Origin of the sequence: Hymenobacter gummosus (assembly GCF_003970915.1) — a bacterium.
In the GTDB taxonomy this organism is placed as follows: Bacteria; Bacteroidota; Bacteroidia; order Cytophagales; family Hymenobacteraceae; genus Solirubrum; species Solirubrum gummosum.
This window is the reverse complement of the sequence record NZ_RXOF01000012.1, coordinates 1-24,884: the sequence shown is the minus strand read 5'-3', so window position 1 is coordinate 24,884 and position 24,884 is coordinate 1. Positions and strand designations below refer to the sequence as shown.

29 protein-coding genes are annotated in these 24,884 nt (G+C 65.3%); 17 read left to right on the top strand and 12 right to left on the bottom strand.

Features of this window, described 5'->3' with window-relative positions; all coding sequences use genetic code 11:
• Positions 1-123: 123 nt before the first annotated feature.
• Together EJV47_RS28470 and EJV47_RS18735 are read left to right on the top strand one after the other, a co-directional pair.
• A complete protein-coding gene (locus EJV47_RS28470) occupies positions 124-486 on the top strand; it encodes a hypothetical protein (protein ID WP_207895930.1) in 363 nt (120 codons plus the stop codon).
• A gap of 116 nt (positions 487-602) precedes the next feature.
• Positions 603-1,382 (top strand): TIGR00266 family protein, encoded by a 780-nt coding sequence (locus EJV47_RS18735; RefSeq protein WP_126694714.1) that lies wholly within the window; start codon positions 603-605, stop codon positions 1,380-1,382.
• A 74-nt stretch (positions 1,383-1,456) separates the two neighbouring features.
• Here EJV47_RS18735 and EJV47_RS18730 read toward each other — a convergent pair whose 3' ends face one another.
• The 4 genes from EJV47_RS18730 to lptB form a co-directional block, all read right to left on the bottom strand.
• Positions 1,457-1,687, bottom strand: a complete 231-nt coding sequence (locus tag EJV47_RS18730) for a hypothetical protein (RefSeq protein WP_126694713.1) — start codon at positions 1,685-1,687, stop codon at positions 1,457-1,459.
• A 90-nt stretch (positions 1,688-1,777) separates the two neighbouring features.
• A complete protein-coding gene (locus EJV47_RS18725; RefSeq protein WP_126694712.1) occupies positions 1,778-2,245 on the bottom strand; it encodes a toxin-antitoxin system YwqK family antitoxin in 468 nt (155 codons plus the stop codon).
• Positions 2,246-2,319: 74 nt separating this feature from the next.
• Entirely contained in the window at positions 2,320-3,810 is a 1,491-nt protein-coding gene (locus tag EJV47_RS18720; RefSeq protein ID WP_126694857.1) for a GH3 auxin-responsive promoter family protein, read from the bottom strand.
• 221 nt (positions 3,811-4,031) lie between these two features.
• Complete coding sequence (lptB, locus tag EJV47_RS18715; RefSeq protein ID WP_126694711.1) at positions 4,032-4,763, bottom strand: LPS export ABC transporter ATP-binding protein; 732 nt, start codon at positions 4,761-4,763, stop codon at positions 4,032-4,034.
• A gap of 116 nt (positions 4,764-4,879) precedes the next feature.
• Between lptB and EJV47_RS18710 the strand changes: the two genes are divergently transcribed.
• Positions 4,880-5,404, top strand: coding sequence for a hypothetical protein (locus tag EJV47_RS18710; RefSeq protein WP_126694710.1), 525 nt, complete (start codon positions 4,880-4,882; stop codon positions 5,402-5,404).
• A 58-nt stretch (positions 5,405-5,462) separates the two neighbouring features.
• Here EJV47_RS18710 and EJV47_RS18705 read toward each other — a convergent pair whose 3' ends face one another.
• Positions 5,463-7,328: a M61 family metallopeptidase gene (locus EJV47_RS18705; protein ID WP_126694709.1), complete on the bottom strand. Its 1,866-nt coding sequence runs from the start codon at positions 7,326-7,328 to the stop codon at positions 5,463-5,465.
• A 219-nt stretch (positions 7,329-7,547) separates the two neighbouring features.
• On the opposite strand from EJV47_RS18705, the gene EJV47_RS18700 reads away from it, so the two are divergent.
• On the top strand, positions 7,548-7,952 hold the full coding sequence (locus EJV47_RS18700; RefSeq protein ID WP_126694708.1) for a DoxX family protein: 405 nt from the start codon (positions 7,548-7,550) through the stop codon (positions 7,950-7,952).
• Here EJV47_RS18700 and EJV47_RS18695 read toward each other — a convergent pair.
• The 3 genes from EJV47_RS18695 to EJV47_RS18685 all read right to left on the bottom strand — a co-directional run bounded on the left by EJV47_RS18695 (position 7,935) and on the right by EJV47_RS18685 (position 10,957).
• A complete protein-coding gene (locus EJV47_RS18695) occupies positions 7,935-8,189 on the bottom strand; it encodes a hypothetical protein (protein WP_126694707.1) in 255 nt (84 codons plus the stop codon). The genes EJV47_RS18700 and EJV47_RS18695 overlap by 18 nt on opposite strands.
• A 52-nt stretch (positions 8,190-8,241) precedes the next feature.
• On the bottom strand, positions 8,242-9,966 hold the full coding sequence (recJ, locus tag EJV47_RS18690; protein WP_126694706.1) for a single-stranded-DNA-specific exonuclease RecJ: 1,725 nt from the start codon (positions 9,964-9,966) through the stop codon (positions 8,242-8,244).
• Between the two features lie 436 nt (positions 9,967-10,402).
• Entirely contained in the window at positions 10,403-10,957 is a 555-nt protein-coding gene (locus EJV47_RS18685) for an RNA 2'-phosphotransferase (RefSeq protein ID WP_126694705.1), read from the bottom strand.
• A gap of 97 nt (positions 10,958-11,054) precedes the next feature.
• Between EJV47_RS18685 and EJV47_RS28725 the strand changes: the two genes are divergently transcribed.
• From EJV47_RS28725 to EJV47_RS18640, 9 genes are all read left to right on the top strand, one after another.
• Positions 11,055-11,525 (top strand): DUF6970 domain-containing protein, encoded by a 471-nt coding sequence (locus tag EJV47_RS28725; RefSeq protein ID WP_243651224.1) that lies wholly within the window; start codon positions 11,055-11,057, stop codon positions 11,523-11,525.
• Positions 11,526-11,617: 92 nt separating this feature from the next.
• Positions 11,618-12,097 (top strand): DinB family protein, encoded by a 480-nt coding sequence (locus EJV47_RS18675; RefSeq protein ID WP_126694704.1) that lies wholly within the window; start codon positions 11,618-11,620, stop codon positions 12,095-12,097.
• 91 nt (positions 12,098-12,188) lie between these two features.
• The gene (locus EJV47_RS18670; protein WP_126694703.1) at positions 12,189-12,815 is read left to right on the top strand and encodes a thioredoxin family protein; all 627 of its coding nucleotides are present in this window, start codon (positions 12,189-12,191) and stop codon (positions 12,813-12,815) included.
• A 75-nt stretch (positions 12,816-12,890) separates the two neighbouring features.
• Positions 12,891-13,481: a nitroreductase family protein gene (locus EJV47_RS18665; RefSeq protein ID WP_126694702.1), complete on the top strand. Its 591-nt coding sequence runs from the start codon at positions 12,891-12,893 to the stop codon at positions 13,479-13,481.
• Between the two features lie 83 nt (positions 13,482-13,564).
• Positions 13,565-14,275 carry a pirin family protein gene (locus EJV47_RS18660; RefSeq protein ID WP_126694701.1) on the top strand — a complete coding sequence of 237 codons (711 nt, stop codon included), beginning with the start codon at positions 13,565-13,567 and terminating at the stop codon, positions 14,273-14,275.
• Positions 14,276-14,438: 163 nt separating this feature from the next.
• Entirely contained in the window at positions 14,439-14,627 is a 189-nt protein-coding gene (locus EJV47_RS18655) for a FeoB-associated Cys-rich membrane protein (RefSeq protein WP_126694700.1), read from the top strand.
• Positions 14,628-14,764: 137 nt separating this feature from the next.
• Entirely contained in the window at positions 14,765-15,106 is a 342-nt protein-coding gene (locus EJV47_RS18650) for a hypothetical protein (protein ID WP_126694699.1), read from the top strand.
• A 124-nt stretch (positions 15,107-15,230) separates the two neighbouring features.
• A complete protein-coding gene (locus tag EJV47_RS18645; RefSeq protein ID WP_126694698.1) occupies positions 15,231-16,517 on the top strand; it encodes an erythromycin esterase family protein in 1,287 nt (428 codons plus the stop codon).
• A 263-nt stretch (positions 16,518-16,780) separates the two neighbouring features.
• Positions 16,781-17,230, top strand: coding sequence for a hypothetical protein (locus tag EJV47_RS18640; protein ID WP_126694697.1), 450 nt, complete (start codon positions 16,781-16,783; stop codon positions 17,228-17,230).
• Positions 17,231-17,317: 87 nt separating this feature from the next.
• Here EJV47_RS18640 and EJV47_RS18635 read toward each other — a convergent pair whose 3' ends face one another.
• From EJV47_RS18635 to EJV47_RS18620, 4 genes are all read right to left on the bottom strand, one after another.
• On the bottom strand, positions 17,318-18,589 hold the full coding sequence (locus tag EJV47_RS18635) for a protoporphyrinogen/coproporphyrinogen oxidase (RefSeq protein WP_126694696.1): 1,272 nt from the start codon (positions 18,587-18,589) through the stop codon (positions 17,318-17,320).
• 39 nt (positions 18,590-18,628) lie between these two features.
• Complete coding sequence (locus EJV47_RS18630) at positions 18,629-19,213, bottom strand: hypothetical protein (RefSeq protein ID WP_126694695.1); 585 nt, start codon at positions 19,211-19,213, stop codon at positions 18,629-18,631.
• 128 nt (positions 19,214-19,341) lie between these two features.
• Positions 19,342-20,517, bottom strand: coding sequence for a toxin-antitoxin system YwqK family antitoxin (locus EJV47_RS18625; protein ID WP_126694694.1), 1,176 nt, complete (start codon positions 20,515-20,517; stop codon positions 19,342-19,344).
• Between the two features lie 40 nt (positions 20,518-20,557).
• Positions 20,558-21,202 (bottom strand): c-type heme family protein, encoded by a 645-nt coding sequence (locus EJV47_RS18620; RefSeq protein WP_165903827.1) that lies wholly within the window; start codon positions 21,200-21,202, stop codon positions 20,558-20,560.
• 94 nt (positions 21,203-21,296) lie between these two features.
• On the opposite strand from EJV47_RS18620, the gene prfA reads away from it, so the two are divergent.
• From prfA to EJV47_RS18600, 4 genes are all read left to right on the top strand, one after another.
• Entirely contained in the window at positions 21,297-22,370 is a 1,074-nt protein-coding gene (prfA, locus tag EJV47_RS18615) for a peptide chain release factor 1 (RefSeq protein WP_126694692.1), read from the top strand.
• 40 nt (positions 22,371-22,410) lie between these two features.
• Complete coding sequence (locus EJV47_RS18610) at positions 22,411-23,592, top strand: tetratricopeptide repeat protein (RefSeq protein ID WP_126694691.1); 1,182 nt, start codon at positions 22,411-22,413, stop codon at positions 23,590-23,592.
• Positions 23,593-23,676: 84 nt separating this feature from the next.
• Positions 23,677-24,276 carry a GNAT family N-acetyltransferase gene (locus tag EJV47_RS18605; RefSeq protein WP_126694690.1) on the top strand — a complete coding sequence of 200 codons (600 nt, stop codon included), beginning with the start codon at positions 23,677-23,679 and terminating at the stop codon, positions 24,274-24,276.
• Positions 24,269-24,676, top strand: coding sequence for a diacylglycerol kinase family protein (locus EJV47_RS18600; RefSeq protein WP_207895929.1), 408 nt, complete (start codon positions 24,269-24,271; stop codon positions 24,674-24,676). Before EJV47_RS18605 ends, EJV47_RS18600 begins: the two co-directional genes overlap by 8 nt.
• Positions 24,677-24,884 lie beyond the last annotated feature (208 nt).

The following is a 24,884-nucleotide window of genomic DNA, read 5'->3' as shown; positions in this document are numbered from 1 at the left end:
GCCGGCAGCAACGGATGCATCCGTAGCCCGAGTGCTTGCGTAGTGAAGAAGCCGTGCAGCGCGTTGGTGGGCTTTCCGAGCCCGTAGGCCTGCTCCGGCCCCACCCTTTAGCCAGGACGCATCATGGCCAAGAAACCCGTCAAGAAAAAGCAGCAGGACCCGGAGAAGAAGCCCAAGGTCCACAAAGAGCTGGAAGGCTTTGAAATCAAGGTGAATCCGCTGGGCGAAATCACCTCCACCTACAGCATCGAGCAGATCAACGAGTTTTTGAACCGCCACGTGCGCGACAAAAAGCTGGTGAACCGCGACGGGCAGTTCGGCGAAAAAACCGCCGCCGAAGACGACGAGGACTTCCCGGTGGAAGATGGCCAGGCCGAAGAGCCCGAGGAGTCGGATGAGGACTTTATGCGCCGCAGCTCCCGCGAGGCCAAGAAGCCCAAGAAAGCCGACGAGGAGCCGACGGCCGCCGATTCCGACGAAGAATAGAGTTGCTTGTACCCCCTGGCCGCCGGCCGGGCTTTTCGCTGCCGAAAAGCCCGGCCGGCGGCATTTTTATACCGACTTCGCTATACTTGCCACCGTCATCTAACCTCCCTCCCTTAATGAACTCCCACGACGTCGATTACCGCATTTTCGGCCACGATATTCAGGTCCTGGAAATTGAGCTGGACCCCGGCGAATCCGTTATTGCCGAAGCCGGCACCATGGTGTACATGGAAGAAGCCATTGCCTGGGACACCCGCATGGGCGACGGCTCCGAGCCCGACCAGGGCTTTTTCGGTAAGCTGCTGCAGGCCGGTTCCCGCCTCATCACCGGCGAGTCGCTGTTTATGACGCACTTCACCCACGGCGGCAGCTACGGCAAGGCCAAGGTGGGCTTCTCGGCACCCTACCCCGGCACCATCATGCCGCTGGATTTGCGCACCCTGCCCCAGGGCCTCATTGTGCAGAAGGACGGCTTCCTGGCCGCTGCCCGCGGCACCAAGCTTGCCATCCACTTCAATCAGCGCCTGGGCTCGGGTTTCTTCGGCGGCGAGGGGTTCATTTTGCAGAAGCTCACCGGCGACGGCAAGGCCTTTATCCACGCCGGCGGTACCGTTATCGAGCGGCAGCTCAATAACGAGGTGCTGCGCGTGGACACCGGTTGCGTGGTGGCCTTCGAGCCCGGCATTGATTTTAGCGTGGCCCGCGCCGGCAACCTGAAGTCCATGATTTTCGGCGGCGAGGGGCTGCTGCTGGCCACCCTGCGCGGCACCGGCCGCGTGTGGCTGCAGTCGATGCCCGTGAAGAAGCTCATCCAGGCCCTGATGCCCAACGGCGGCAACGCCCAGAAGGAAAGCGGCAGCGTGCTGGGTGGCCTCGGCCGCATCTTCGACGAATAAACCGCTCCGAAACGCAGTCCATCACACACCGAGGGCCCCTGGTCGGGGCCCTCGGTGTGTGATGGAGTTACGAATTAGTTGGCGGAGGCAGTGGCGGTGCTGTCGGCGGGCCGGAACTCCTGGCTGGCCTGGAAGACGATGATACCCAAGCTCACGAGCAGGGTAAGCAGCAGCAGGCCCAGCAGGCCCAGCACCGAGCGGGTGCTCAGCAAGTCTTTCAGCTTGGGCGCCTGGCGGCGGCGGTGCCGCTTCCGGCGCGAGACATACGGCTTGGCAGAGGCTTTAGAGACGGTGAGAGAGGACAAGGCGGGTGGGTTCTTGGTATGGACGATACACTAACATATAAATTTTACCATGATTTGTCCAATAATTTTCTTGGAATTTTTCGCTCAGGCCTAATTTGCCCGTCCCCCGGCACTCCGCCGGGGCACCGCCCCGACGCCCCGGGCCGCCCGCCAGCCCTGGTCGTACAGCTCCCAACCGGCCGGCTGCCCGGTGCTGTCGTACTGCTGCCAGAAGCCGTACCAGTAGTAATGCACGGTATCGGCCCCGGCTTCGACCCGGGCCTGGCCCCGTTCGGCGAGGCGGCCGTTGGGGTGAAAGCGCCGCACCAGCATGCGGCCGCGGCGCCGGTACCGGTCGTCGCGCTCCAGGCTGCCGGCGTAGCGGTAGTAGCGCCAGTGGCCCAGGGGTTGGTCGTGGCGGTAGCGGCCGCGGGTGGCCAGGCGTGTGTCGGCCGAGTCGTAGTAGGTGCGCCAGGGGCCCTGCCGGGCGCCGTCGGCCCGCAGCCGGTTGCGCGACCAGAAGCCGATGGGGCCGCGCGGGGCAGCGCAGCCCACGGCGAACAGTAATAATAGCAGCACTAGGCTTCGCATACCTCAAACCAAGATGACTGAGGCCTTAAACTAAGGATTTAGTTTAAGAAAGCTGTCAGCGGCTATTCAGCCAGCAGTTCATCGAGCAGCTCGCGGGAGTTGCTGAGCCGGGGCACTTTATGCTGCCCGCCCAGCTTGCCGCGTCGGGCCAGCCACCGCTCAAAGGTACCGGGGGCGGCCACCGTCAGCACCGGCGGCTGCAGGGCCAGGTCGCGGTAGCGCTTGGCGTCGTAGTCGGAGTTGACCTGCCGCAGCGTCTCGTCGAGCACTTGCCCGAAGCGGGCTTCGTCCTGGGGCGGCTGGGTAAACTCAATCAGCCACTGGTGCCCCCCGCGCGACTGGGCCCCCGCCCCGAAATAGATGGGCGCGGCGGTGAATTCGCGCACCAGGGCCCCGGTAGCGGCGGCGGCGGCGGCCACGGCGGCTTCGGCGTTTTCTACCACCACTTCTTCCCCGAAGGCGTTGAGAAAGTGCTTGGTGCGGCCGGCAATGCGGATACGGTAGGGCGCCAGCGAAGTAAAGCGCACCGTGTCGCCAATCTGGTAGCGCCAGAGGCCGGCGTTGGTGCTGATAACCAGCGCGTAGCTCGGCCCGATTTCGACCTGCTCCAGGGTAAGGGTGCGCGGATGCTCCCGGCCAGCTTCCTCCGTCGGGATGAACTCGTAGTACACGCCGTGGTCGAGCAGCAGCAGCAGGTCCTGCGAATCGGGCTGATCCTGGAAGGCCAGGTAGCCCTCGGAGGCGTTGTAGATTTCGAGGTAGCGCATCCGCTCGTCGGGGATAAGCTGGCGAAACAGCTCCCGGTACGGCCCAAACGCCACGGCCCCGTGCATGAACAGGCGCAGGTGCGGCCACACTTCCGTGACGGGCGCGCCGCCGGCCAGCTCCGACACGCGCCGCAGCAGCACAATCATCCAGGTGGGCACGCCGGCCAGGCACACCACGTTTTCGGTGAGCACGTGCCGGGCCATGCGCTCCAGCTTTTCCTCCCACTCGCCCAGCAGGGCAATGTCGAGCGGGGGCGTGCGGCGCGACTCGGCCCAGGCCGGCAGGTTTTGCATGATGATGGCCGACACGTCGCCGATGCGGGAAGCGGCGTCGTCGGGGCGGAAATGGTTGGGGGCCAGGGAGCCGCCCAAGGACAGGGTTTTGCCGCGCAGCACGCCGGCGTCGGGGTAGAGCGTCTGGGCCACGGCCACCATGTCGCGGCCGGCGCGGTAGTGGCAGTCTTCCAGCGCGGCGGCCGTGACGGGGATGTACTTGCTGCGGGCGTTGGTGGTGCCGCTGCTCTTGGCAAACCAGTGCACCCGGCCGGGCCAGAGCACGTCCTCTTCGCCGTTCAGCACCCGCTCGATCCAGGGATACAGCTGCTCGTAGCTGCTCACGGGCACGCGCTGGGCCAGCTCCCGGGCCGAAAAGGCATCGGCATAGCCGTACTGCCGGCCCCAGTCGGTGTGGCGGGCACTGCGCAGCAGCTCCTGCAGCAGCTCGGCCTGCACGGCGTGGGGCTCCGTACGGATGCGCTCCAGCCGGGCGAGGCGGGGCTTGACCATCCAGGTGAGCAGGGTATCAACAATCACGGATTCTTGCGGATTTGACGGATTACACGGATTTCGCGGACGATTGTTCGGTGCGCCCCGTCTTCGGGAAGTGTTGTCTTGGCTTGCTGTTCTGCCCGGGCGGGCTGGTTTGCTGATAAATCAGGGCCCGGATTTTGGGAGGACAATCGTCCACAAAATCCGCGAAATCCGTCAAATCCGCACCAATCCGTGATTTAGATTTTGCGCTTCAGCTCGAAGTGCTTGCCCAGGTACACGCGGCGCACCATCTCGTCGGCGGCCAGCTCCTCGGCGGTGCCGGCCTTGAGCAGCTTGCCCTCGAAGAGCAAGTAGGCGCGGTCGACGATGCTGAGCGTCTCGTTCACGTTGTGGTCGGTGATGAGGATGCCGATGTTCTTGTGCTTGAGCTTGGCCACGATGCCCTGGATTTCCTCCACGGCAATGGGGTCGACGCCGGCAAAGGGCTCATCGAGCAGCACGAACTTGGGGTCGACGGCCAGGGCGCGGGCAATTTCGGTGCGGCGCCGCTCCCCGCCCGACAGCACCCGGCCGAGGTTTTTGCGCACGTGGTGCAGGCTGAACTCCGAGAGCAGCTCCTCCACCTTGTCGCGCTGGGCCTGTTTGGGCAGCTTGGTCATTTCGAGCACCGACAGGATGTTCTCCTCCACCGTCAGGTCGCGGAACACAGAGGCTTCCTGGGCCAGGTAGCCGATGCCGCGACGGGCGCGCTGGTAGATGGGTAAGGAGGTAATGTCCTCGTCGTCAAGGAAGATGCGGCCCTCGTTGGGCTTCACCATACCCACCGTCATGTAAAAGGAGGTGGTCTTGCCCGCGCCGTTGGGCCCGAGCAGGCCCACGATTTCGCCCTGCTCCACGTGCAGGCTCATGTCGTTGACGACGGTGCGTTGTTTGTATTTCTTGACGAGGTGTTCGGCGCGCAGAATCATGGGTGGGCAAAGGTAACATTCTCGGCTTCGACGCCGGACGGGGCTGGTTTGGCACGAATAATGGGCCTGTGGGGTAGTTTAACGCCGTTTTTCGCTTTTACATGCCCAACACGTTTATGCTCCTCCAACGTATTTTTTCAACGGCCGCCGTGGCGGTGTCCCTCTGCCTGCTGCCCCAGCTTAGTCAGGCTCAGCTGGTTAACGACCCCGCACAGGCCGCGGCCGCCCGCGACTCCGTGCTGGCTCGTGCCAACGATTACCACCAGCGCATCGAACAGCGCGCCAAGGTATTCTCGGTGCGCGTGCATCGGCTGGGCAAGCGCCGCCGCGTGGTGCGCGGATACTACGTACAAGGCTCCACGGTGGGCCCGTCAGTGCGGAAGCGCGCCTGGAAGCACGTCACCCGCACGCTGGCTACGGGCGTGGTGCGCGAGCGGTACCTGGGCTACGTCGAGGGCGAGAAAGTACTGGAGGAAACCCGCACCAATCACCAAACCACTTACGTGCGCGTGCACCGGCTGGTGAAGGCATCGAACGTAAACTTCATCATCGGCCGGGCCCCGCTGGGCTACTGCACCAGCGAAGGTTACGTGAAGTGGGGCCGGGAACAGTACATACTCACGCAACCGACCAGATTCTAGCCCCCTCGCAATTAAGATAAAGCGGCGCGCTCCTAGCCGGGGCGCGCCGCTTTGTCTTTTACCCCCGCTTGCCCACCAGGCGCTGGCGCAGGGCCAGCTGCTCGGGCGTGGCCGAGGGGCTGGGCTGCAGGTAGAAGGGCATTTCCACGTCGAATTCCTTGGGGGCGCCCTGCAGCTCGGTGGTGGCCGCGCCGCGGCGCACCGTCAGGCGCACCGCGCCGTCGGTGGAGGGCTCCACCAGGGGGCGCAGCAGTTGCTCGGCCGTCTGCATGGTCACGGCCTGCCCGTTCACGGCCACGATGGCGTCGCCGTTCTGCAGGCCGAAAGCGTTGGTCTGCGGCTTCACGTCGGCGGCCTGGAACTCCTGCTTCTTCTCGTCGTAGCGGAAGCCCAGCTGCCCGAAAGCCTTGATTTTGCCCGGGGCGCGGTCGGCGTAGTTCCAGCCGATTTTGCTCAGGTACTCAGTCAGCGGCAGCGCCTCGGTACCCACCACGTACCGGTCGAAAAACTCCTTGACCTGCGGGTGCGTGAGGGCCACTACCTCCGGAATCAGCTGCGCGTCCTCGAAGGAGCGGGTGGGGCCATACTTCTGGCGCAGGGCCAGCATCACGTCGCGCAGGGTTTTCTGGCCCTGGGTCAGCTCCTGAATGCGGATGTCGAGCAGCAGGCCGATGAGGGCACCCTTCTTGTACACGTTCTCGTACATGTCGTCGTAGGGCTTTTCGAGGATGCGCCGGCTCATTTCGGTAAACGACACGCCCGCCGGGTACTTCGCCGCGTCGCGAATCTTCTCCTGCATGGTCTTGCGGAACTGCTCCTCGGTGGTCAGCCCGGCCTGCACCTGCACCAGGTGGGCGAAGTACTCGGTCACGCCCTCGTACAGCCACAGGTGCTGCGACATTTTCGGGTCGCGGAAGTCAAACTCGCCGATTTCGCGGGAATGGATGTTGAGCGGGGCCAGCATGTGCAGAAACTCGTGCGAGGCCACCTCGCGCACCATCTCGTTCAGGGCTGCCTCGTCGTCGCGCTCGGGCAGGAAGTACAGCGAGGAGTAGCTGTGCTCCATGGCCCCGAAGCCGCCCGTCTCCCGGTTCACCACTTTGGAGGTCTGGTAGTCGGGGAAGTACATCAGAAACTGGTAGCGCGGCACCGGCATCTGCCCGAAAAACTTGCCCAGGGCCTCGGCCATGGGCCGCATGGTTTCGGCAATCTGCCGGGCCTTCACCTTGCCCGTTTCCGATACCACCGCCACGCCAATGCGCGCCCCGCCGGCCACGAAGCTTACCGTGTCGGGGCGGCCGTACAGGATGGGGCCGTCGGCCAGGGTCACGTACGAGTCGGCCGTGAAGGTATCCTCGGTGGGGGTGCGGCGGACGGGCAGGCCGGTAGCGGCGTACAGCTCCGTGGGGTGCTGCACCTTCACCTCGTAGGGCAGCATCTTGTAGCCTTCGAGGTAGCCGTAGAGGCCGTAGTGGTTGAGCACGAAGTTGGGGTGGCGCGCGTCGGTGTCGAAGTTGGTGCCGCCGGGCTGGAAGATGTAGCTGTCGTCCATCTTGGCGTCCCAGGTGTCGTCCACCGAATACTCGATGCGGCTGAGCTTTTTGGCCTTGTCGATGATGAACAGGTTCTGCCCTTCGCGCTTGACTTTGAGCTTCTTGCCCTTGTCGTCGTAGGCCACGAAGTTCTGCACGAAGCGGCCGTAGTCTTTCTTGGAGTACGAGCCGGGCACCACGCTGGGCATCACGTAAGTTACCTGGTCTTCGCGCACCGGCGGGGTGTTGACCACGATGCGCAGCTGGTCGGAGCCGGCGGCGGCCTGGGTGCCCACGCTGATGCGGTAGGTGTCGGTGGGCGCGGCCGTCTGGGCCGGGGCCGTGAGGGCGGATAGCAGGCCGAGGCCTGCCAGGAATACAGTCGATTTCATAGGCAGGGAATGAAGCTGATGCAAGGTAGTAGGCTGGCCGTCAACTGACGCTAAAACCGGGCGCAAGCTGCGGCGGCTCAATTGGGCCCACTGCCGACCTGCCAGAGACGATAAAACCCTTTCGGCGCGGCAGAAGCCGACTCGCGGGCTGCCCGGCCGCCCAACGCGGCCCGCCGTCGGGCCGTAGCAGGGAGCAGCCACCAACTCCCCTCCTACCGCATGACTACCCATTCCAACCCCACCCTGGCCGCCTGGGCGCCGCGGCTGCTGAGCGTGCTGCGCATTGTGACGGGCTTCCTGTTCTTGTGGCACGGCACGCAGAAGCTGTTCGGCTTTCCGCCTTCCGACCACGGTCCGGCCGAGCTGATGTCGCTGATGGGCCTGGCCGGCGTGCTGGAGTTCGGGGGCGGCCTGCTGTTTCTGCTGGGCTTGTTTACGCGCCCGGTGGCCTTTCTGCTGTCCGGCACCATGGCCGTAGCCTATTTCATGGCCCACGCCGGGCAGGGCGCGCTGCCTATTCAGAACGGCGGCGAACCAGCCGTGCTCTACTGCTTCGTGTTCCTGTACTACGTGGCCGCCGGCGCCGGCCCCTGGAGCCTGGATGCGCTACGGGGCCGGGCTTAGCGTGGCTGCCTGCCACATGAACAGCAGCCAGATCAGGAGCAGGAGCCCGACGACAAAGACGAGCATCATCGTGCACCCGCTGGATTTACTTGGTGCGCCCGGCGTAGCTGAGTGCCGTCGGCCGCGCCAAAACTCCATCAGCACCACCAGCCCGGCAACGGCCAGTGCGGCTTCCAGACAGTAGGCAATCAAGCCTTTGAACAGGTAACCGACACTAAAGAGCAGTAAAGCCAGCATAACGGTAATTGAAAGCCGGCGCATCTAACGCATGAGACGCGTATCTGCGTTTCTACTCCTCCCAGCCGATGTCCTTCAGCCGCAGCTGCAGGCTCTTCTGCCCGCGCCACTCGTTCACGTCCAGGTTGTAGCACACGCTGAACGGCTGCCCCTTGCTGATGCGCACAAAGTGCTCGGCCAGCCCGAAGCCAATGGCCTCGATGGGGCTGGAATCCTCCTGCATCAGCGTGAGCTTGAGGTGGGAGTTGCCCACGATTTTGGCCGAGCCGGGCACCGCGTACACCTGCTGCGACTCAAACACCGGGCTGCTGTTGCCGGGTCCGAAGGGCTCCATCTGGTGCAGCAGGTTGTAGAAGCCCCAGGTAATGTCGCGCAGGCGCAGCGGCAGGTCGATGTCGACGGGCGGAATCATCTGCTCGTCGGTGAGGCGCGAAGACACCACGGCTTCGAAGCGGCGGCGAAACTCGGGCACGTTTTCCAGCGGCAGCGTCAGGCCGGCCGCGTACATGTGCCCGCCGAACTGCTCCAGCAGGTCGGAGCACTCCAGAATGGCCTGGTGCACGTCGAAGCCCACCACCGAGCGGGCCGAGCCGGTAGCCTTGCCGTTGGATTCGGTGAGGATGACGGTGGGGCGGTAGTACTTGTCGAGGCAGCGCGAAGCCACGATGCCGATGACGCCCTTGTGCCAGTCCTGCTTGAAGAGTACCGTGGAGCGGGAGTTGCGCAGCAGCTCGTCCGTCTCAATCATCTGCAGGGCCTCTTCGGTGATGCGCGTATCGAAGCCGCGCCGCTCGGTGTTGGTCTGGTCCACCACCGAGGCGGTGGCCAGGGCCTGCTCGGCGGTTTCGCTCAGCAGCATGGCCACCGAGCGTTTGGCGTCGCCGAGGCGGCCGGCGGCGTTGATGCGCGGCGCGAAGCCGAACACCAGGCTGCTCACGTTCAGCGGCCCCTCGCGCAGGCCGGCCAGCTGCCGCAGCGCGTACAGGCCCGGCCGCGTCTCGATGGCCGGGTCGTTGAGCCGTTTTAGGCCGTGGTACATCAGCAGGCGGTTTTCGCCGGTGATGGGCACGATGTCGGCCGCGATGCTGACGGCCAGCAAATCCATCAGCTCCAGCAGCGGCTGCTCGTCGAAGCCCTGGCTCTGGCACAGGGCCTGCATGAGTTTGAAGCCCACCCCGCAGCCCGACAGCTCCTTGTAGGGGTACGGACAGTCGGGGCGCTTGGGGTCGAGCACGGCCACGGCGGGCGGCAGCTCGTCGCCGGGCAGGTGATGGTCGCAGACGATAAAGTCCACGCCCTTCTCCACCGCGTAGCTGATTTTATCAACCGACTTCACCCCGCAGTCCAGGGCCACGATGAGCTTGTAGCCGTTGGCGGCCGCCCAGTCGATGCCGATGGTCGAAACGCCGTAGCCCTCGAGGTAGCGGTCGGGAATGTAGTAGTCGATGCGGGCGGGGCCGAACAGGGTGCGCAGGTAGGAGTACACCAGGGCCACCGAGGTGGTGCCGTCCACGTCGTAGTCGCCGTACACCAGCACTTTCTCCTCCCGAAACAGCGCGTCGGTGAGGCGCTGCACGGCCTTGTCCATGTCGCGCATGAGCATGGGGTCGGGCAGCTCAGCGAGGTCGGGCCGGAAGTAAGACTTGGCTTCGGCGTAGGTGCTGATGCCGCGCTGGCACAACAGGCTGATAATGGATTCGTTGACGCGCAGGGCTTCCGACAGGTGCCGGACCTGTTCCGGGTCGGGAGCGGGCTTACGAATCCAACGTTTCAGCATGGGTGAGGACGGCGTTATCTTCAAAAGTAAGCAGAAAAACGGACGTTCGTGCTATGCACGCGCCGTTTGGGGGCCGGGCCGGCGTACCTTTGCCCGCTCGGACTTCGCCCCCTCAACCATGCAGCGCCTGCGCGAGTTTTACCGCCGCTACCAGCAGTACATCCTCTCCGACGGGCTGATGTACCTGGTCTTTATCGTGGTGCTGGTGCTGATGTTTGCGTTTTTCGGGTAAGTCCCGTCCGACCTGCAGCTGGCGCCGGTTTAGCCGTCGAAGACGGCGTAACCGGTGCCTAGTATAAAGCAGGTTTTCAACCTGCGTGGAACGATGCTCGGTCAGCCAGCCGGACGCGGCCGGGCGCCGGACGCAGGCTGAAAGCCTACCTTATGTTGGGCACCGGTTACGCCGTCTTCGACGGCTAAACCGGCGCCAGCGCTGTTAAGGAGGCGGCAGCAGAAACTGCGGCGGCACGCTCTCGGTCAGCCACACGCCATTGTCGGACACGAAGAACGGGTGGCCTGCCCGGGCCATGTCGCCGGCCAGGACGGTGAGGACCACCGGGCTGCCGTGGCGCTGGCCCACGCGGTGGGCGGTGTCGGTATCGGGCGAGAGGTGCACGTGGTGGCGGCTGCCGCGCTGCAGGCCCTCGGCCTGGATGGCCGGCAGATTGCGGGCGGCAGTGCCGTGGTAAAGCTGCTCCGGCGGCGTCTGGGGAGTGTAGCCTAATTCGACCTGCACCGAGTGGCCCTGGTTGGCGCGGATGCGCTGGCCATCGGGCGAGAGGGCGAAGCGTTGTTTGTCGCTCTGGGCCACCACGGCTTCGAGCAGGGCGCGGTCGGCGGGGTGGCCGTGCTCATTGAGGCGCCGCAGCAGCTCGGCTACGTCGGTCCAGCCGGCTTCGTCGAGCTGAATGCCAATGGCAGCGGGCTGGTGGCGCAGCACCAGGGAGAGGAACTTGCTAAGGTGGCGGTACGGATCGGGAGAAGTAGCCATAACCGGACAGATTTACGTAGGGAAAGAGCCGTTAAGGTACGGCGTCGGCGGCATCCGCCGGGCCGTTGTACATTTGCCGCCTTTCCCCGAAACGCCTATGCGCTGTTTTGCCGCTCTTGCCCTGGCCGGGCTGCTGCTCACCGGCTCCTGCGCCCGCCACGTCGACCTGACCACGCCCACCGACCACTCGGAGCCGCGGGCCACGGCCAACCCCTCCACGCCGGCCCCCACCACGACCTCGCTCAACTCGGCGGCCCCGGCGGACGGCGCCAAGAACATGCCCTTCGACCAGCGCAACCGGCCCAAGTGGCTGGACGACAAAATTCAGGCGCACCTGGCCAAGGAAAAGGAAAACCCGCCCATTCGCATCGTGAGCTACCAGTACCAGGGCCAGACGGTGTACTACGAAACGGCCCCCTGCTGCGACCAGTTTACCACCCTTTACGACGAGAAGGGCAACGTCCTCTGCGCCCCCGACGGCGGCATCACCGGCCGCGGCGACGGGAAGTGCCGCGACTTCGAAAAAAACCGAACCGCCGAAAAACTGGTTTGGCAAGACCCGCGCTGACGGTGAGTTGGTGATTTAGTGACTTAGTGAAGTGTTGTTCCGTCACTCGCTAATGGGCTAAATCACCGAGTCACTAAATCACTAAATCACATATGATCAACACCATCGAAAAGCTCGGTGCCTACAACGTGTGGGCCAACGCCAAGCTGCTCACCCACCTCGACGGCATTGTGGCTTCGGGGGCCGAACTGCCGGCCCGGGCCCTGCGCCTGTTTTCGCACGTGCTCAACGCCCAGGCCATCTGGCTGGCCCGTCTTACCGGCACCCAGAGCCCGGTGAAAGTGTGGCAGGAGCACGATTTGGCCGGCCTGCACAAGCTGCACCAGCAGACCTCCCCTTCCCTGCACCAGTACATCCGCGACGCCGACGACGCCGAAATGACGCGCATGATCAGCTACGCCAACTCCCAGGGCAACAGCTACGACAGCCAGGTGTCGGACATCCTGACCCACGCCTGCGTGCACGCGGGCTACCACCGCGCCCAGGTGGCCACTACCCTGCGCGAAAACGGCCTGGAGCCCATCAACACCGACTTCATTACCTACTGCCGCGAGCTGGCCGGCCAGGCGTAGGGGCGCTTACCTGAAGTTCACCCATTGCCCGAAACCCTTCCGTGCCCGGGAGGGTTTTTTGCTGAATTTTTCCGGCTCGTCCGCTTTACTCATGGCTGCTGAACCCACCGCCACTCCCGTGCTGGCCCCCGAACGCCTCGCCGGCGCCTACACCTATGCCTCCTACCGCCAGCTCATCGACGAGCTGCTGGCCCAGGGCCTGACTACCGGCCCCAACCAGTCGGAGGCGCTGACGGCCTACGCCAAGCTGAACGAGCAGCGCATGTCGCGCCTCGACAAGACGGTGCAGCTGCTGCCCGAAGTGACGGCCGAGCTGGCCCGCCTGCAAGGGCGCTACGAGTGGGTGGTGCTCACCGAGGGCTGGTGCGGCGACGCGGCCCAGATAGTGCCCGTGCTGGAGGCTATTGCCCGGGCCAGCACCGGCCGGCTCGTCACCCGCTACCTGCTGCGCGACGACAACCTGGATTTGATGGACCGCTACCTCACCGGCGGCGTCAGCCGCTCCATCCCGAAGCTCATCGTGCTCCACGCCGATACGCTCACCGAGGTGGCCCAGTGGGGCCCGCGGCCCGCGGCGGCCCAGGAGCTGCTGCTCACGCTCAAGGCCCAGGGCGCCACGCACGAGGAGTACGCCGAGCGCGTGCACGCCTGGTACGCCAAGGACCGCACCCAAAGCACCCAGCGCGAGCTGCTGGACCTGCTGCGCCAGCTGGCCTGAGGCCCCGCTTCACCCGTTTCATTTGTTTCTTCGGTCAGCCCGCGCCGAGCGGCTGACATTCTGCTTCTCCCTTTCATGCCAACCCACAAGCACGCCCAGACGCAGTACCCCGTCGCCGACTTCATCAAGCACCGCTGGAGCCCGCGCGCCTTCACCCCGCAGCCCATTGCCGACGAGGCGCTGCGCACCCTGTTCGAAGCCGCGGCCTGGGCCCCTAGCGCCATGAACGAGCAGCCCTGGCAGTTTATCTACGCCCACCGCGAGCAAGCTGAAACGTTTGAGCGGCTCTGGAACTGCCTGCTGCCCGGCAACCAGCCCTGGGCCAAAAACGCCGCCGTGCTGGTGGTGGTGCTGGCCCGCAAGTTTATGAGTGCCAACCAGGCCCCCAACCGCCACTACCTGCACGACACCGGCATGGCCACCGCCAACCTGCTGCTGCAGGCCGGCACCATGGGCATCCACGGCCACGTGATGGGCGGCTTCGACCTTAGTAAAACCCAGCAGGACCTGCACCTGCCCGCCGAGCTGGAGCCGGCCACCTTCCTGGCCCTGGGCTACGCGGGCGAAGCCGAGCAGCTGGAGGAGCCTTTCCGCACCCGCGAGCTGGCGCCCCGCTCCCGCAAACCGTTGAGCGAGTTTGTATTTGAAAACCAGCTGCCGGACTAGCACGGGCCCCAGGAACGTCATATCGAGCTTGTCGAGACATGACGCGTTTACTTTTCCGCGTCGACCACCCTTCCTTCTCCCCTATGCACACCCAACGCTTCCCCGCAACCGAGCGCGGCCTGAAAGACATCGGCTGGCTGCAGAGCAACTTCACGTTCAGCTTCAGCTCTTACCCCAACCCGGTGCGGGCCGGCTTCGGGCTGCTGCGCGTGTTCAACGACGACTTCGTGCAGCCGGGCGGGGGCTTCGGCATTCACCCGCACCAGAACATGGAAATCATTTCGGTGCTGCTGGCGGGCAAGATGAACCACATCGACTCCCTGGGCTACAAGGACGTGGTGGAGCAGGACTGGGTGCAGATTATGAGCGCCGGCTCGGGCCTGCGCCACGAGGAGCACAACGTGGGCGACGAGCCGGTGAACTTCCTGCAAATCTGGATTGAGCCCAAGCTGCAGAACATCAACCCGCGCTACCAGCGTCGGAGCTTCCCGCGCGAGAAGCGGCGCAACCAGCTCACCACCATCGTCTCGAACGAGGAAGGCCAGGCCCACTGCTGGATCAACCAGAACGCCCGGCTCAGCCTGGGCTACTTCGAGGCCGGCCAGGCGCTGACCTACACCCTGAACCCCACCAACAAGTGCGTGTTCGTGTTCGTCATCGAGGGCGAGGTGCGCATCGGCGAGGAAGTGGTGCCGCAGCGCGACGCGCTGGGCCTCTGGGACACCGCCGAAGTGCGCATCGAGTGCCCGCAGGAAAGCCAGTTTCTGGTGATTGAGGTGCCGATTAACCACTGAGGCAGTCACCTCAGAACGTCATGCAGAGCGCAGCGAAGCATCTCGCTGGATAGTAATTTCTATCTGACGTCAGCACGCGAGATGCTTCGCTACGCTCTGCATGACGGGTAGGCTGGTCGTGCGGGCTAAACTTTTTTCTTTCCGGCTTAGTTTTGTGCTCGTTATGCTCGTCCAACAGCTCATCATCCTGGCGCTTTTCCTCGGCGCGGCCTTTTACATCGGCCGGCGTCTGTGGCAGAGCTTTTTTGCCAAATCCGAGGGGGCCTGCCCCAAGGGCTGCGGCGGGGCCTGCAGCGCCATCGACGTGGACGCCCTGCAGCGCAGCATCGAAAAGGCGCAGCGGGCCCGCTGAGGCTTAGCCGATTAAACATTTTAATCCCTCCACATAACCCGCCCCGCCCACGGCTGCGTATAGCCGGGGCGGGGCGGCTCGTTTGGGGTCGTTCCGTATTCCTTCTCTCAATTCCTCTACTCCAAAGCACCTGCATTATGCAAGACAAAGAAGAAGAACGCGCCCTGGTCAACGTGGAACGCAAGCTGACGGCCGACGGCTACACGGCCGATTTCGCCGTGCAGGATGGCCGCCTGTGCGTGATGGGCTCCGCCAACAACGTCAGCTACGGCCCGGAAGAAGTAACCATCGTCGATTTCTACCGGTTCGAGGGCGAATCCAACCCCGACGACATGTCCATCCTCTACGCCATCGAAGCCCACGACGGTACCCGCGGTACCATCTCCAATGCCTTCGGTACCTACGGCGACGACAACATCGATACCTTCTTGCGCAAGGTGGAAGACCTCGGCAAGAACCTCGACAAGGCCCACAAGTAGGGGCTTTCCGCTCCGCTTTACCCAAACCCAGCGCCGCCACCGGATTTGCTTCTTTCCTGCCCAGAAAGAAGGCAGCCGGAGGCGGCGCTGGGTTATTTTTTTCACCTATTGCCGCCTATTGTCTATGACCGCATCCTTACCACACCATCCGCTGCAATCCGCCGCCGATCTGGACCCGCTGCTGGCCCAGATTGGCGATGCGCGGGTGGTACTGCTGGGCGAAGCTTCGCACGGCACCCACGAATACTATACCTGGCGCGCCGCCCTGACCAAGCGCCTGGTCGAGGAAAAGGGCTTCAACTTCGTGGCCGTGGAGGGCGACTGGCCCGACTGCTTCGAGGTGAACCTGGCCCTGAAACAGCCCCACGACGGGCAGGCCGCCGCCCAGCTGCTGCGCCGCTTCAACCGCTGGCCCACCTGGATGTGGGGCAACTGGGAAGTGGCCGCGCTGGTCGACTGGCTCTGGCAGCGCAACGCCCCCCGGCCCATGCACCAAAAAATCGGCTTCTACGGCCTCGACGTGTACTCGCTCTGGGAGTCGCTGGAGCAGATTATGCAGTACGCCGGCCAGAAAAGCGAGGAAGCCGCTCAGGCCGCCCGCCGCGCCTACCACTGCTTCGAGCCCTACAGCGCCGACCCGCAGGAGTACGCCCAGGCCGTGGCCTTCGTGAGCGAAGACTGCGAAGACGAGGTGCTGACCATGCTGCGGGCCATTCAGCGCCAGACCGGCCCCATCGTGCCCGACGGACTGCAGACGGAAATCGACTTTGCCACCGAGCAGAACGCGCTGGTGGCCGTGAATGCCGAGCGGTACTACAAGGCCATGCTGCGCGGCGGCGGCTCGTCGTGGAACGTGCGCGACCATCACATGATGGACACCCTCACCCGCCTGCTGCAGCTGCACGGCCCCGAAAGTAAGGCCATCGTGTGGGCCCACAACACCCACGTGGGCGACGCCCGCTACACCGACATGGTGGCCGACGGCATGGTGAACCTGGGCCAGCTGGCCCGGCAGCAGCTCGGCCGCCAAAACGTGTACATCGTGGGCTTCGGCTGCTACCAGGGCTCCGTGGTGGCGGCCCGCAGCTGGGGCGCCCCGCTGGAAACCATGACCGTACCCGAGGCCCGGCCCAGCTCCTGGGGCGGCCTGCTGCACACCGATATCGGCCGGAACGCCTTGCTGCTGTCCTCGGACCTGAAGCCGCTGCCGGCCCTGCAGGACCACATCAACCACCGGGCCATCGGGGTGGTGTACCGGCCGGAGCGCGAGAAGTACGGCAACTACGTGCCCACCATCGTGCCCGAACGCTACGACGCCTTCCTGCACTTCGAGCGGACCCGGGCCCTGCACCCGCTGCCCACCAGCCCCGACGAGCACGTGCCGCCCGACCTCTACCCCTGGGGTGAATAAACGATACCCCCAGCCGGCCGGGGCCGGCGGCACTGACTGGTGCCGCCGGCCCCGGTTTGTTTTTACCCCCGCGCGGCGGCTCCGTTCAACCGCCAGACCCAGCCGCCCGGGCTTGGCGGCTGGAGGGCGTTTCGGGAGCTGATTAGGACGCAGCCAAGCCGCTTGGACGGATTGCAAAATAACCAGTCGAGCTTTGCTTGCTACGCAACCAATTATCTAACAATGCGTTAACAAATCCCCTCAACCATCTTCATCCTAGCCGCATGGACAAGAAACATTCCGCAGCTGGCCGCGCTGAGGCCACGCCCGCTGCCCGTATCTACACCCAGCCCGAGCTACGTGAGCAGCTCAAGGAAGAAATCATGGCCGGTGACCAGGGCGGTCGGCCCGGTGAGTGGAGTGCCCGCAAAGCGCAGCTGCTGGCCCAGCAGTACCGGCAGGCCGGCGGGGGCTACACCTTCGCCAAGCGCAGCCCCGCCCAGCAGCACCTGCACGAGTGGACCCAGCAGGACTGGCAAACTGCCGACGGCCAGCCCGCCCAGCGCGAGGGCGGCACCGCCCGCTACCTGCCCCAGCAAGCCTGGACCAACCTCACCCCCTCCCAGCGCCGCGCCACCGACGACAAGAAGCGCGCCGGCTCCCGCACCGGCCAGCAGCACGTACCCAACACCAAAGCCGCCCGCCAGGCCCGCAAAGACGCCACCGACGAGTAGTATCGACGGCCAAACCTGAAAACGCCCGGTCCGCTGCCTGCTCGAAGTTGAGCGGGCAGCGGACCGGGCGTTTTACGGCCTAAGTGGCTACTGCTGCAACAAGGCTTCGGCTACTTCGCGGCCCGTGGCCAGGGCGGCGTTCAGCGAGGGGTAGGCGGCCCAGTCGCCGCAGCGGTAGAGGCCTGGGGCCAGTTGCAACGGCTGCCGGGGCGGGCGGCCGGCTTCGTACACCGGCAGGGCGTGCTCGATGTGGTAGGTACCCAGGCGCCGCCACTGGTTGGCGGCGGCCCCAAACCAGCCCGTCAGCTCCTGGCGCAGGCGCTGGGCCAGCTCCTCGTCGGCGAGGCCGTGCGCACCGTGGGTGCTGACGGACACCAGCGTCTGGCCCACCGGCGCGTATTCGGGGGCCACGTCGCTGGGGAAGGCCACGTTGTGGGCCAGGCAGCCGGGCAGGGCGTTCAGGCGCAGCAGCCCGTCGCCGCGGCCGGGGGAGCGGCCATCGGCGGCGAAATAGGTGCAGGTGGTGCGGCGGGCAGCGGCAGGCTCCTGGGCCGTCAGGGCGGGCAGCAGCTGGCGGGCGGCGGGGCCGTCGGTGGCCAGCACTACGGCGCTGCCGGTCAGCTCCTGCCCGTCGGTGAGGCGCACGGTGGTGCCTTCGATGGCGGCCACGCGGGCGTGCAGCTGCAAGGCATCGGCGGGTAGGCGGGCGGCCAGCTGCTTGGGTATTTCCTGAATGCCGCGGGCCGGCAGGGCGGCGTCGCCCTCCACGAACTGCTTGAACACGAACTCGAAGAAGTTGCTGGCCGTGGTCAGCTCCCGGTCGAGGTAGATGCCGCCGAAGAAAGGCCGGAAAAACGACTCGATCATCTGCTCACTCCAGCCGTAGCGGCGCAGAAAGGTGAGCGTATCGGTAGCCTCACGGGCCAGCAGCTCTTCATTGCTGCGCTGCCGTACGTGCTGGGCCAGGCTCACCAGCCGCAGCTTATCGGCCCAGGTACCGATGGGCGAAGTGGCCGCCGAGAGGCCTAGCAGCGGCTGCCGCAGCGGGTTGCGCAGGGTAGTCTGCCGCCCATCGGGCAGGCGCACCACGGCCCCGGAAGTGAAATTGCGCAGCTGCAGGGCCCCGTAGTCGATGAGGCGCTGCACTTCGGGGTAGCTGGTGAGCAGGATCTGGAAGCCCCGGTCGAGCCGGAAGCCGTCGGGCGTGATGTCGGTGCGCACGCGGCCGCCCACGGCGTCGCCGGCGTCGAGCAGGCGCACGGGGCGGCCGGCCCGGTGCAGGTAGCAGGCGCAGCTCAGGCCGGCCATACCGGCGCCGATGATGAGGACGGGAGCTTGCGGAGAGGTGACGTCGTTCATACCCTGCCCAAACTGCAAAACGGGGGCGAAGGTTGGCCTTTACTGGTAGAGGCTCACGCCGTAGCGCAGCTTAAACGCCTGAATTTCCTCGTAGCTCATATCAGGGTTGAGCAGAAAGGTCCGGTCGTTGAAGCAATACTCGCGTACCGGTACGCCCTGCTCGTACCAGCCCTGCAGCGCCGCCCGCAGCTGCTGAAGCGCCTGTTCATCGCGCAGCAGGAACCGCAGCGGCGGTTCCGCGTCGAGTTGCAGGTAGTTGGTGGTGCCGTCGAATCGCACCCGCCCCCGGTGCAGGCCGCGGTAGCCCCCGTACTTCAGCGTAAGGCGGCTGTGCGGCCCCAGATTCCGCCCCCACGGTTCGGCCCGTCCCACAATTTTCAGGCGCTCCGGCCCCAGGAGCAGCTGCCCCGCTTCCTGCGGCCCGGTACCAGCCAGCAGCCGGCTGCCGGCCCAGCACAAGCCGATAACGAACAAGGTGGCAGCAGTAGGACCGAGCAGCCCCCAGACTGCCAATACCAGGCCCAGCCCACCCAGGCACAGCAGCGCACGAAACCACGTCTGCCGCCACCAAACCCGGCGGACAGCATCCTGCAGCAGGGGAGCCTCGAAGTGAACAGTACTCATAAGCGCAAGAGGAAAAGCAGGCCCCGTATTACGGCCAGGTATAAGGCTGGCGGGCCCGTTGAAACCCTAGAGTGGCTCCGAAGCAGGTCCCGCGCTTCGGGTCATGCTATTCTGACTCCTGGTCCCTATTACCTCCCCACGGCCTTGAGCGGCGGCACGGGGTCTTTCAACGAGGGCATCACGCGCGAGGAAACCATGCCCAGGCCGATTTCCATTTCCACGGTCAGGCGACCGGGCACCGGCTGCCCGTCGAGGGTGGCGGGCTTCCACTGCGGCAGGCGGTTGAGCAAATCCAGAATGGGGCGGGCGTACTGCATATCGCGGCTGCTTTCGTCCAAGGTAAGCTGCCCGCTGGTACCCACGTCGACAAACAGCACAATGTTGCCCCGCATGCCCAGGCCCTGTTCGGCCTCCACCTGCTTACGCAGCATTTTCAGTAGCCGGTCGTTGTAGTCCCTCAGGCCACCGGGGGCCTGGGGCGGCACGGCGCGGTGGTTGCTACGGACCGCCTGGGCCTGCAGCACCTCGCAGGGCTGGTTTAGGGTGAAGGCCTCGGCCGCGTCGGTGGGCAGTTGTACGGTGGGCTGCAGGCCAGCCGGACCGGGGTAGCGGCGCCGCTTGTTGTTCAGGTCGAAGCCCTCGATGAAGCGTCCCTGCTCGTACCGCTCCTCGCTGAACGGGGCGCCGGTGCGGATAACCACGCTGGACCATGTACCGTGGGCCAGCCCATCGACCACCGGGCCGCCGAAGCGGATGTAGCCGTTGCTGTGTTCCTCGCGCCAAGTGCCCTGCCCGTCCTTGCACAGTTGCTGGCCGCTGGGTTCCCAGTAGGCCAGAATGCGGAATGGGTAGTTGAGGTTTTCGCCCCACATCAGGGTTTGCCGGGCTTGGCCGCTGGGGTACCAATACTGCCAGATACCCGTCGGCAGGCCGTTCTGGTACTGCCCGCGCGCCAGCACTTTCCCGTCGGAGTAATACTCCTCATAAAGCCCGTTGCGCTTGCCGCCGCGGTAGTACTGGCGGTTGAGCCGGCGGCCATCGGCCAGCTGGTAGTCGCACACCAGCCCGCTGAAGGTACCGGTGGCGTCCAGGTGGGTGTTGCGGCGAATGGTGGCGCAGGCCTTGGGCGTGAGCTGATAATAACCGTTGTAATACAGCTCCACGCTGTCCCCGGCAAAGCTCTGGTAACAATCCCGGAGGCTGGCTTTGGCGGCCGGCTGATTGATATTGACCTGCTGAGCCTGGCTGGAGGCAGCCGCCAGGCCGAGCAGCACCGTGGCGCCAAGAGGCAAACGAAACAGCATAATGCCAACTCCTGGTAGGGAAACGAACGGCCCGCTCAATCTACCACAGCTTGCGCCGCTTCGGAATCTTGCGCGTTTTCTGGGTGTAGAACTCGGCCACGCCCCGGCGCGTCAGCTGCACCGTCCAGCGGCCGATGAGCTGGCCCGGCTGGTAGCCGGTGAGCTGCTTGCCGGGGTAGCTGGCGGCCAGCAGCTTGGCATCCTCGGGCTGCACCTCGGTGCCCACCTGGCCGTGGCAGCGCTGGCAGGGGCCGTCGGGCAGCAGCACCAGCGGCTGCTGCACCACGAACACCTCCTGGCCGGGGCGGGTGGCTTGCACCGAGTCGGCTTCGGTGGCGAAGCGCGGGGGCGAAATCAGCTCGCGTCGGGGCGTGGCTTCCAGCTCGCGGGCCAGCTTCACCACGGCGGGCAGCTTTTCGGGCTGGCAGAAGGGGTGGGCGGCGGCCACGCCCCCGGCGGCCAGCCGCTCGTTGAGCTGGGCGCGCCAGCCGGGGTCGGCGGTGTGCACGAGCGAGTCGGCAGCCCAGCGCGCGGCCTGCAGCAGCTGGGCGGGCTTGATGCGCTTGGGTTGGAAGTTTTCGGCTTCGCGGGCCAGCTCCTTGGTGTTTTCGAGGTGGTCGACGTCTTCGGGGCGGCAGGCGGCCAGCAACGGCAGCAGGGCCAGCAACGATAGGCTACGGCGCATATAGTGTTCGGCCAACGCGCGCGGAACCTGCTGTGGCCCCGGCGGGTTTTGTACCTTTGCAAAAGTACCGCCCAAATTCGGACCCCAACGACCGATGCTCGACAAATTAGAGGCTATCAACCAGCGCTTCAATGACGTGGGCCAGCAGCTGCTGGACCCCGAGGTAATCAGCGACATGAAGCGCTACAAGGCCCTCAACAAAGAATACAAGGACCTCAACAAGATTGTGGTCGAGTATAAAGCTTACCAGAACATCCTCTCCAACATCGAGGGCGCCCGCGAGGTCATTGCCACCGAGAAAGACGAGGACTTCCGCCAGATGGCCAAGGACGAGCTGGAAACGCTGCTGCCCGAGCAGGAGCGCCTCGAAGCCGTCATCAAGGACCTGCTCATCCCCAAAGACCCGAACGACTCGAAGGACATCATCCTCGAAATCCGGGCCGGGGCCGGCGGCGACGAAGCCGCGCTGTTTGCCGGCGACCTGCAGCGCATGTACATGCGCTTCGCCGAAAAGCAGGGCTGGAAGATGGAGCTGGTCGACGCCATGGAAGGCACGGCGGGCGGCTACAAGGAAATCATTCTGGCCATGCGCGGCGAAGACGTGTACGGCAAGATGAAGTTTGAATCGGGCGTGCACCGCGTGCAGCGCGTGCCGGCCACCGAGACGCAGGGCCGCATTCACACCTCCGTGGCCTCGGTGGTGGTGATGCCCGAAGCCGAGGAATTCGACGTGGAGCTGGACATGAACGACATCCGCAAGGACCTGTTCATGTCGTCGGGCCCCGGCGGGCAGTCGGTAAACACGACTTACTCGGCCGTGCGCCTAACGCACATTCCGACGGGCATCGTGGCCCAGTGCCAGGACCAGAAGTCGCAGCTCAAGAACTTCGACAAGGCCCTGCAGGTACTCCGCTCGCGCATCTACGAAATCGAGCTGGCCAAGAAAAACGAGGCCGAAGGCGCCGCCCGCAAGAGCATGATTGGCGGCGGCGACCGGTCGGACAAAATCCGCACCTACAACTACCCGCAGGGCCGCGTCACCGACCACCGCATCGGCTACACGGTGTACAACCTGCCCGCGGTGATGGACGGCAACATCGAGGACTTCATCGAGCAGCTGCGCATCGCCGAAAACGCGGAGCGCCTGAAGGAAGGCACCACCGCCTAAGCTTCGCCCCTACCCTGCCCCGCCTAACCCCGGCCGCGCCATGACAACTTTCGTTGTATTGACCGCGCTCCTGGTGATAGGCGGGGCTTTTTTTGTGGCCATTGCGGTGGTGACCTTGCTGCACGAGCTGGCCCACGCCCTGGCGGCGCTGCTGCTCTTTGCCGGCCCGGTAGAGCTGTTTGTGGCCGCCGCGCCCGACACGCCCCGCGCCCTGCGGTTTCGCCTGGGGCGGCTGCGCTGCACGCTGGGAATCCACCCGCTCGGCTACTTCCGCGGCGGTTTCTGCCGCTACCAGGCCACGGAAAACGCCCTGCTACGCCAAGGCCTAGTACTGCTGGCCGGGCCGCTGCTGCCCTTCGCCCTGCTGCTGCCGCTGTGCCTGGTCGGCTTCGACGGCGAGCTGCACAGCCTGGCGAATTTCTTTCTGGTAATAGCCGCGTTCTGGGCGGCGCTGTCGATGGTGCGCAGCCTGACTCCGGGCTCCTACGGCCTGCACCTGGCCGGCGGCACCGTGTACAACGACGGCTGGCAGCTGCGGCGGCTCTGGCGGCAGCGCTACTTCGCCCGCGACTGGCAACGGCTGCTCAGCGCTTACGAGCAGGGCCGCTTCGGGGAAGCTGCCGCGCAGGCCGAGCACCTGACGCAAACCCTGCACCCGCTGCCCGACGCGCTGCGCCTGGCCATTGCCGCTCACCTATCGGGCCGCAACTACGAGCGCGCCCTGGCGCTGGACGAGCACCTGTTTGCCACCTACGAGCCCAACAGCCACGATTTGAGCAACTCGGGCCTGCTGCGCTGCTACCTCGGCCGCTACGAAGAGGGGCTGCCGGCACTTTCGCAGGCCCTGGAGCTGGACCCGGCCAACCACACGGCGCGCAACAACCGCGGCTACGTGCTGAACCTGCTCGGCCGCTACGAGGACGCCATCCGCGACTTCGACGCGGCCCTGGTTCAGGACCCGCAGTTTGCCTACGCCTACAACAACCGCGGCCTGGCCTACCTGCGCCTGGGCCACGAAGCCCGGGGCCTGGCCGATATCGAAGCCTCCTTTCAGCTCGACCCAGCCAATGCCTACGCCCACCGCAACCTGGGCATCTACCACCTGGAGCGGGGCGAGCCGGCCCGGGCGCTGGCCCTGTTCGAGCAGGCGCACGGCCTGGACCCGCACACCCACCTCATCGACGAGTACCTGCAACAGGCCCGGGCCGCGGCTCAGTGCTGAGCAAATCGGCCGGATAATTAGCGCGCCGCCGCGCCGCTTTGCCCGGATTATCTGATTTTTGCGGCTGACTTTCCCCGCCCGCTCATGGACTGTACCCGCCCGATAACGCTCGAAAACAACCGCGCCCGGCTACGCCCGCTCGAAGCCTCGGATTTTGAGGCCCTGAAGCTGATTGCCTTCGACGCGGATATCTGGCGCTACACCCTCAGCCCCGCCCCGCAGGACAACGTCGGGCTGGCGGCCTACCTCAGCCAGGCCCTGAAAGACCGCACCGAGGGCCGCCGCTACCCCTTCGCCATCATCGACTTAGCCACCGGGCAGCTGGCCGGCTGCACCAGCTACGGCTCCTTTGCCCCCACGGAGCGGCGCCTGGAAATCGGCTGGACCTGGCTGGGCAAGGACTTTCAGCGCACCGGCCTGAACCGCGCCGCCAAGCACCTGCTGCTGCAATACGCCTTCGGGGAGCTGGGCTGCGAGCGGGTGGAGCTGAAAACCGACGCCCGCAACTACCAGTCGCAGGAGGCCATGCGGCGCATGGGCGCGGTGCAGGAAGGCACCCTGCGCAGCCACTGCTACACCCAGGGCGGCCGGCGCCGCGACACGGTGTACTTCAGCGTGCTGCGGCCCGAGTGGGAGCAGCTGCGCCAGACGGTCTTCCAGCAGTTCCAGGACGCCCGTGGATAAGCTGCCGCCCCGCCACCGCACCCGCTGGCGCCACGAGGTAGCCTCCTTCGGCTACGCCTTCCAGGGCATCCGCGAAGCCCTGCAAACGGAGCCGCACCTGCGCTTTCACGCCCTGGCTACGGTGGTGGTCATCGGGCTGGGGCTGTGGCTGCAGGTGTCGCGCCACGACTGGGCCCTACTGGCGCTTTCCATCGGGGCCGTATGGACGGCCGAGCTGCTGAACACGGCCATTGAAACGTTGGTCAACCTCGTCTCCCCCGACTTTCACCCCCTGGCCGGCCGCGCCAAGGACGTAGCCGCCGGCGCCGTGCTGCTGATGGCCCTGGCCGCCGGGGTGGTGGGCCTGCTGGTGTTCGGTCCGCCGCTGTGGACCAAGCTACTGGCGCTGCGTACCTCGTAATAGCGCTGAAGCATCGATAAAAGGGCTGTCATCCTGAGCAGAGCGAAGGTCCTTTCTCGAACCCCGCACCGATGAAGAAATCCAAGCTAACCCAAGTTGCGGGGTACTAAAGCTGGGGCAAAAAGAAATCTGTTCCGCCCGGAACAGGGTAGGTTTGAAGTATCTGACGCTTCACTCCTTCCCCGACCATGACGGAACAGACCGTGGC

Excerpts from the sequence above, each read along its gene's own strand:
- EJV47_RS18660 (WP_126694701.1), top strand. The coding sequence starts at position 13,565 with ATGCACACCCAACGCTTCCCCGCAACCGAGCGCGGCCTGAAAGACATC.
- EJV47_RS18695 (WP_126694707.1), bottom strand. The coding sequence starts at position 8,189 with ATGCTGGCTTTACTGCTCTTTAGTGTCGGTTACCTGTTCAAAGGCTTG.
- recJ (WP_126694706.1), bottom strand. The coding sequence starts at position 9,966 with ATGCTGAAACGTTGGATTCGTAAGCCCGCTCCCGACCCGGAACAGGTC.
- EJV47_RS18675 (WP_126694704.1), top strand. The coding sequence starts at position 11,618 with ATGATCAACACCATCGAAAAGCTCGGTGCCTACAACGTGTGGGCCAAC.
- EJV47_RS18735 (WP_126694714.1), top strand. The coding sequence starts at position 603 with ATGAACTCCCACGACGTCGATTACCGCATTTTCGGCCACGATATTCAG.
- lptB (WP_126694711.1), bottom strand. The coding sequence starts at position 4,763 with ATGATTCTGCGCGCCGAACACCTCGTCAAGAAATACAAACAACGCACC.
- EJV47_RS18665 (WP_126694702.1), top strand. The coding sequence starts at position 12,891 with ATGCCAACCCACAAGCACGCCCAGACGCAGTACCCCGTCGCCGACTTC.
- EJV47_RS28470 (WP_207895930.1), top strand. The coding sequence starts at position 124 with ATGGCCAAGAAACCCGTCAAGAAAAAGCAGCAGGACCCGGAGAAGAAG.
- EJV47_RS18710 (WP_126694710.1), top strand. The coding sequence starts at position 4,880 with ATGCTCCTCCAACGTATTTTTTCAACGGCCGCCGTGGCGGTGTCCCTC.
- EJV47_RS18635 (WP_126694696.1), bottom strand. The coding sequence starts at position 18,589 with ATGAACGACGTCACCTCTCCGCAAGCTCCCGTCCTCATCATCGGCGCC.
- prfA (WP_126694692.1), top strand. The coding sequence starts at position 21,297 with ATGCTCGACAAATTAGAGGCTATCAACCAGCGCTTCAATGACGTGGGC.
- EJV47_RS18700 (WP_126694708.1), top strand. The coding sequence starts at position 7,548 with ATGACTACCCATTCCAACCCCACCCTGGCCGCCTGGGCGCCGCGGCTG.
- EJV47_RS18620 (WP_165903827.1), bottom strand. The coding sequence starts at position 21,202 with ATGCGCCGTAGCCTATCGTTGCTGGCCCTGCTGCCGTTGCTGGCCGCC.
- EJV47_RS18640 (WP_126694697.1), top strand. The coding sequence starts at position 16,781 with ATGGACAAGAAACATTCCGCAGCTGGCCGCGCTGAGGCCACGCCCGCT.
- EJV47_RS18605 (WP_126694690.1), top strand. The coding sequence starts at position 23,677 with ATGGACTGTACCCGCCCGATAACGCTCGAAAACAACCGCGCCCGGCTA.
- EJV47_RS18630 (WP_126694695.1), bottom strand. The coding sequence starts at position 19,213 with ATGAGTACTGTTCACTTCGAGGCTCCCCTGCTGCAGGATGCTGTCCGC.
- EJV47_RS18705 (WP_126694709.1), bottom strand. The coding sequence starts at position 7,328 with ATGAAATCGACTGTATTCCTGGCAGGCCTCGGCCTGCTATCCGCCCTC.
- EJV47_RS18670 (WP_126694703.1), top strand. The coding sequence starts at position 12,189 with ATGGCTGCTGAACCCACCGCCACTCCCGTGCTGGCCCCCGAACGCCTC.
- EJV47_RS18650 (WP_126694699.1), top strand. The coding sequence starts at position 14,765 with ATGCAAGACAAAGAAGAAGAACGCGCCCTGGTCAACGTGGAACGCAAG.
- EJV47_RS18610 (WP_126694691.1), top strand. The coding sequence starts at position 22,411 with ATGACAACTTTCGTTGTATTGACCGCGCTCCTGGTGATAGGCGGGGCT.
- EJV47_RS18685 (WP_126694705.1), bottom strand. The coding sequence starts at position 10,957 with ATGGCTACTTCTCCCGATCCGTACCGCCACCTTAGCAAGTTCCTCTCC.
- EJV47_RS28725 (WP_243651224.1), top strand. The coding sequence starts at position 11,055 with ATGCGCTGTTTTGCCGCTCTTGCCCTGGCCGGGCTGCTGCTCACCGGC.
- EJV47_RS18655 (WP_126694700.1), top strand. The coding sequence starts at position 14,439 with ATGCTCGTCCAACAGCTCATCATCCTGGCGCTTTTCCTCGGCGCGGCC.
- EJV47_RS18720 (WP_126694857.1), bottom strand. The coding sequence starts at position 3,810 with ATGGTCAAGCCCCGCCTCGCCCGGCTGGAGCGCATCCGTACGGAGCCC.
- EJV47_RS18625 (WP_126694694.1), bottom strand. The coding sequence starts at position 20,517 with ATGCTGTTTCGTTTGCCTCTTGGCGCCACGGTGCTGCTCGGCCTGGCG.
- EJV47_RS18645 (WP_126694698.1), top strand. The coding sequence starts at position 15,231 with ATGACCGCATCCTTACCACACCATCCGCTGCAATCCGCCGCCGATCTG.